At 62.3% G+C, this 5,244-nt stretch carries 5 protein-coding genes and 1 pseudogene; 4 read left to right on the forward strand and 2 right to left on the reverse strand.

The genetic code is table 11. From position 1 onward, the window contains the following. Window positions 1-1,475 (reverse strand): hypothetical protein (locus tag B3M53_RS09300; RefSeq protein ID WP_286800184.1); only part of this gene is annotated, 1,475 nt, incomplete at its 3' end. Window positions 1,476-1,620: 145 nt separating this feature from the next. On the opposite strand from B3M53_RS09300, the gene B3M53_RS09305 reads away from it, so the two are divergent. From B3M53_RS09305 to B3M53_RS09320, 4 genes are all read left to right on the forward strand, one after another. After that, window positions 1,621-2,325, forward strand: coding sequence for a response regulator transcription factor (locus tag B3M53_RS09305; protein WP_022701095.1), 705 nt, complete (start codon window positions 1,621-1,623; stop codon window positions 2,323-2,325). After that, a complete protein-coding gene (locus tag B3M53_RS09310; RefSeq protein ID WP_022701094.1) occupies window positions 2,294-3,946 on the forward strand; it encodes a sensor histidine kinase in 1,653 nt (550 codons plus the stop codon). The genes B3M53_RS09305 and B3M53_RS09310 overlap by 32 nt, the downstream gene beginning before the upstream one ends. A gap of 138 nt (window positions 3,947-4,084) precedes the next feature. Next, a complete protein-coding gene (locus tag B3M53_RS09315) occupies window positions 4,085-4,489 on the forward strand; it encodes a PTS sugar transporter subunit IIA (protein WP_022701093.1) in 405 nt (134 codons plus the stop codon). Then, a complete protein-coding gene (locus B3M53_RS09320) occupies window positions 4,486-4,758 on the forward strand; it encodes an HPr family phosphocarrier protein (RefSeq protein ID WP_022701092.1) in 273 nt (90 codons plus the stop codon). Before B3M53_RS09315 ends, B3M53_RS09320 begins: the two co-directional genes overlap by 4 nt. 78 nt (window positions 4,759-4,836) lie before the next feature. On the opposite strand, the pseudogene B3M53_RS09325 reads toward B3M53_RS09320, so the two are convergent. Next, a pseudogene (locus tag B3M53_RS09325) lies at window positions 4,837-5,244 on the reverse strand (hypothetical protein); the annotation flags it as partial.

Here is a 5,244-nt window from a genome sequence, read left to right on the forward strand (position 1 = left end):
CCCGCCACACGGTCCATGACCTTGGTGGCGTCCAAAATCGCCAGTCCCAGCGTATCAAACGCCTCAACCAGTTCGCGCTTGTCCGCTTTGGGAAAGCCGCCCTTCATGGCGCGCGCCTGCAGGCTGGTGACCTGCGACAGGCGTTCCAGCGGCTGGCCCGCACCGCGCAGGAAGAAATTGACCGTGGTGTTCGCTTGCACCTTGCCGCGAATATAGCTGGCGAGCTTCTTCTTGTTCTCTTCACCCACCAGATGGTCTTCCATCGCGAACAGGCGCTCGATCTGGTCCACCGGCGTATGGGCGCCAGACAGAGCTTCCTCGATGGCGTCCGGCTGAAGGAGACGGGCCGAGCGGTGCGTGAACGCCTCTACGAGCGCATCGGGATTGAGGTTGAGATTCTGTCCCGCCGAAACGATCAGCCGCTGGGCGAGTTTACGGGCCAACTCGATCTCAGCCATCACGGACCGAGGGCGGAACCGCTTGGGCGCGCGCAGTTTTTCCAGAATTTGCTGGGCCAGCTCGTTATGCGCAGCCGGCAAGGATGCCTGCTTGATCTGGCTGGCGAGCCGACGCGCGGTTTCCGGCGCCCGGCTCAGATCCGGACTGTCTGGGGCGCCTTCATAGATCCCGGTCAGCCGCAGGACTTCGTCACCCAGATCCACCGTGTCGCCCAGAACCCGGCGCAGGGCGGAATCAAAGGACAGGATTTCAGCCATGAAGGCGTCCGTATGCGTCGCCGCCAGAGCGCGCGCCTGCGCGTCTTCCGGCAGGTCATCATGCATGTCGAGCAGATGACGGACCTTTTCGCCCATGTCGTAGGATTCAGAGAGCTGATCCGCGATGGCGCGGCGCATCAGTTTTTCCGGTGCGGACTTGCCGGCCACTAGGCTGGCGGTCTCTGCAAAGGTTTTGCCGCGGGGCGGTTTGCCGCCCGCCTTTGCTTCCTTGCGAGACTGTTCAATGCCGCGCTGGACCAGTTCGGTGATCAGACGCACATAGGCATGCACCGAGGCGTCGCTGTTTTGCGCCCGCGCGATCGCGACTTTCTGGATCGCGTGCTGCAAATCGGTGTCGGAACCGTCCAGTTGTTCGATCAGGTCCGGTCTGTGCAACAGCTCCATCGGGCAAACCTGGGAGCGTTCAAGCCAGTCTGACAGCGCCCGGCGCAGCGTATCGCGGGCTGCAGGCCCGGACAGATCGTCCGGCGTCAGGCACGGAATGCTGGCTTCGGCCGGCTTTTCATCGCCCGCATATTTTTCCGGCCCGACTTCAAAGATCGATCCGCCCCGAAAGCCCCCCGATTCCGCATCCCAGACTTCACGCACCACGCGGATCGACCCGCTGGAGTGATTGGTCTGCAGCTTCTTGGCCAGCCCCATAGCCGCATTACGATCCTTCAGCGCCTCGACCAAGGTCCAGGAAGCCTTCACGTTTTTCTTCAGAAAGACCTCGTAATGGACGTCTTCGTGCGCCATTTCCGCCTCATTCCCCAGCAGTTTCGGATAGTAATGCACTACCGGCCTTAACCCTAGGTAACCATGTCTTTGCTTGATCTCGCGCAACAAATAGTATGAAGCGCTACAGACATCGGTTTGACCGAGAGAAGACAGGATACGAACGATGGCGACCATCGCCCTTGTGGACGACGACGAGAACATTCTGACCTCCGTTTCCATGTTTCTGGAAAATGAGGGCTATGACGTGCGCACCTTCACCGACGGCGCCGAGGCGTTGCCGCATCTGAGCGAAACGCCGCCCGATCTGGCGATCTTCGACATCAAGATGCCGCGCATGGATGGCCTGGAGCTGCTGCGCCGCGTGCGCCAGTCCTCCAACCTGCCGGTCATCTTCCTCACCTCAAAGGATGGTGAGTTCGATGAGGCGCTGGGGCTTGATCTGGGCGCGGATGATTACATCGCCAAGCCCTTCTCCCATCAGCTGCTGGCGCGCCGGATCAAGGCCGTGCTGCGCCGCGCCCAGGCCGATCCTGCAGGCGCGGAAGGCGGAGAGACCGGCGAGCACAAAGTCATCGAACGCGGCCAATTGCTGCTCGACCCCAACCGGCACGCTTGCAGCTGGGCCGGAAAGCCAGTGCGTCTGACCGTCACTGAATTTCTGATCCTGCATGCGCTGGCCAACCGTCCCGGCTTTGTAAAAAGCCGCGACAGCCTGATGGACGCGGCCTATGACGATCAGGTCTATGTGGATGATCGCACCATCGACAGCCACATCAAGCGCATCCGCAAGAAGTTCCGCGACGTGGACGACACATTCGACAGCATTGAGACCCTGTATGGCGTCGGCTACCGTTATAAGGAGGCTTAAGGTCGCGCGTCGCGCCGTCCTGCGCCTGTCCGCCCAACTCAAACCGCTGTTGTTGTCACGTCTGGGCGCCACCATCATCCTGACCAATCTGGTGGCGTTGAGCGTTGTGATCGGCGGCATGTTCGCCATCACCGAGAACCGGCGCGGGCTGGTGGACGCCAAGGTGGATTCGCTCTCCGCCCAGGCTGAAATTATCGCCAACATCATCACCGAGACTGCGGTCTACGGTGATGCGCCCGGCCCTGAAATGGATCGTGACGCCGCGCGCGAAGTGCTCAGGCGCTTGTCGGGGCTCTATGTGCCGGACGAGACGCGCGCCTTGCTGCACGCCCCGGGACCGGTGCGCATTGCCGATTCCGACCTGATCGCGGGCGATGTGGACCAGATCGAACTGCCGCCGCTGGACGGGCGGCCGGACACCCCCCTGACGGCACTGCAGAACGCCTCCCGCTCCTTGATGGAGCAAATCGGCCAGATGTTCCTGTCTTCTGAAGACCGAACGGCGCTAGACCGGACTTTGGCCGATGAGGTGCGCGAAGCCTTTCAGACCGGTGAGGCCCAGTCCGGCGTGCGCCGCGACCCTGACGGCGGGCGCGTGGTGTCCGTGACCATTCCCATTCAACTCATTCAGGCGGTCGTCGGCACCGTCACTTATGAATCGTATGATCTGGACGCCCTGATTGCACAGGAACGCGCCGCCATCCTGCCTTATGTGCTTGTGGCCGCGTCGGTTTCGCTGGTCATGGCGCTTGTGCTGACCGTTCAGATCGCCTGGCCTGTGCGGCGGCTGGCCGAGGCGGCGCGCGAAGTGCGCCTGGCCGGCGGACGACGCGTGCCCCTGCCCGACATGAAAGGCCGCCGCGATGAAATCGGCGATATGGGACGGGCCTTCACCCAGATGACCAACGCGCTTTATGACCGACTGGACGCCATTGAAGCCTTCGCGGCGGACGTGTCGCACGAGATCAAGAACCCGCTGACCTCGATCCGCTCCGCCTCTGAAATCCTGCCGCTCGCGAAGGATGACGCCAAACGCGCCCGTCTGATCGACGTGATCCAGCATGATGTGAAGCGGCTGGACCGGCTGATCACCGACATTTCAAACGCCTCGCGTCTGGACGCCGAGCTGGCGCGGGAAGATCTGGAGACGATCGATCTCGCTGTCTTGCTCAATGATCTCGCCAGCCTTCAGAACGACCCTGACGCCAAGGCGCCGCGCGTCACCGTCAGTCACACCGCTGACCGGCACTGGGTGCGCGGCCATGAGCATCCGCTCAGCCGGGTCTTCATCAACCTGATCGAGAACGCCATCACCTTCTCCCCCGCAGACAGCGTGGTGAAAATCACTATCGAACGCGGTCCGGGGCAAACCCATCAGGTTCGGGTCGAGGACAACGGGCCGGGCATTCCCGAAGACAATCGCGAAGCCATTTTTGATCGTTTCTACACCCAGCGCCCCAAGGGCGCGGCTTTTGGCGCGCATTCCGGGCTTGGCCTCGCCATTGCGCGCCAGATCGTGACCGCTCATGGCGGACAGATCGAAGCTTCAAACCGGCTCGATGATCAGGGCGTCGTCCTTGGCGCCTGCTTCACGGTGACACTGCCTGCCTATATCCGATAAGTATGTGTGGCGCGAAAACGGCGCCTGTCATCCTCGTGCAGCAGACTGTTGCAGGCACGTCGCACAGGGCTTTCGCCCGACGCAAAACCGGGTTTACATGGGCGGGATAACTTTCCGTCTGAGGACCAGTCTCACACCATGATCGGCATTGTCGTCGTCACTCACGGCCGTCTCGCTGACGAACTTGTCGCCGCCACTGAGCATGTGGTCGGCCCGCTTGAAGCCTGCAGCGCCATTTCCATCGGTCCCGATGATGATATGGAGCGCCGTCGCGATGATATTCGCGAAGCGGTGGAGAAGGCGGATCAGGGCGAGGGCGTGATCATCCTCACCGACATGTTCGGCGGCACGCCGTCAAACCTGTCCATCTCGCTGCTTGAAAAAGGGCGAGTGGAGGTCATCGCCGGCGCCAATCTGCCCATGCTGATCAAGCTGGCCGAGGCCCGCTCCCGGCTCGACATGAACGCGCTGGCGGAAAGCGCCAGTGAAGCAGGCAAACGCTATATCGCCGTCGCTTCCCAGATCCTGGATGGCGCGGCGTGACCACTGAGCGCACGGTCACGATCTGCAATCAGCGCGGCCTGCACGCCCGCGCCTCCGCCAAATTCGTCGCTGAAGCCGCGCGCTATGACGCCGATATCAGCGTCTCTCGCGACCATGAGCAGGTCAGCGCGGATTCCATTATGGAATTGCTGATGCTCGCCGCCGGTCCCGGAGTGCAGATCACCATCAAGGCGGACGGGGATGACGCCGCAGAGGCGGTCGATGCGCTCAGCGCTCTGGTCGAATGCGGATTTGACGAAAACGACTAGGTCGACCCGGCGCGCATGAAAAACGCCGCCGGGCTCTCCCGGCGGCGTTTTTCATGATGTGTCGCAGGCTTGCCCGGATCAGGCGTCTTCATCCTCTTGGGACCGGCTCGGCGCTGGCGGCGCGGGCGGCGCCGGCGGCACGACCGGGTTGGAAAACAGTGACAGGACCCGATTGGTCAAGGGTGCGCTAGGCCGCAGCTCGCGCGTTTCACGTGTGGTGGGTTGCGCCGAAGCCATTGCAGTGTCTGTGCTCTCTTCCGCCGACGGCATGGGCGGCGGCGAGGGCAGCACGATGGCGCGCGCGGCGTAACGCGGATCATTCTTCATCCGTTCTGCTTCTTCCGCATCCAAACCGGCGAGTTCGACCTCACCTTCCAGCTTGTCCTCAGACGCCCCGGCATCAAGCTCAGTCTCTGGAAGAGACAAGGCAGGCTCAGCCTCTTCTGCGACTTCTGAAGTCAGAGCATCCGCTTCAGCGCTGGTTTC

Source organism: Oceanicaulis sp. UBA2681, assembly GCF_002354675.1.
GTDB lineage: Bacteria > Pseudomonadota > Alphaproteobacteria > Caulobacterales > Maricaulaceae > Oceanicaulis > Oceanicaulis alexandrii.

What these genes read in the sequence shown, in the direction of transcription:
- B3M53_RS09305 (WP_022701095.1), top strand. Translation starts at nt 1,621, where the DNA reads ATGGCGACCATCGCCCTTGTGGACGACGACGAGAACATTCTGACCTCC.
- B3M53_RS09310 (WP_022701094.1), top strand. Translation starts at nt 2,294, where the DNA reads ATGGCGTCGGCTACCGTTATAAGGAGGCTTAAGGTCGCGCGTCGCGCC.
- B3M53_RS09315 (WP_022701093.1), top strand. Translation starts at nt 4,085, where the DNA reads ATGATCGGCATTGTCGTCGTCACTCACGGCCGTCTCGCTGACGAACTT.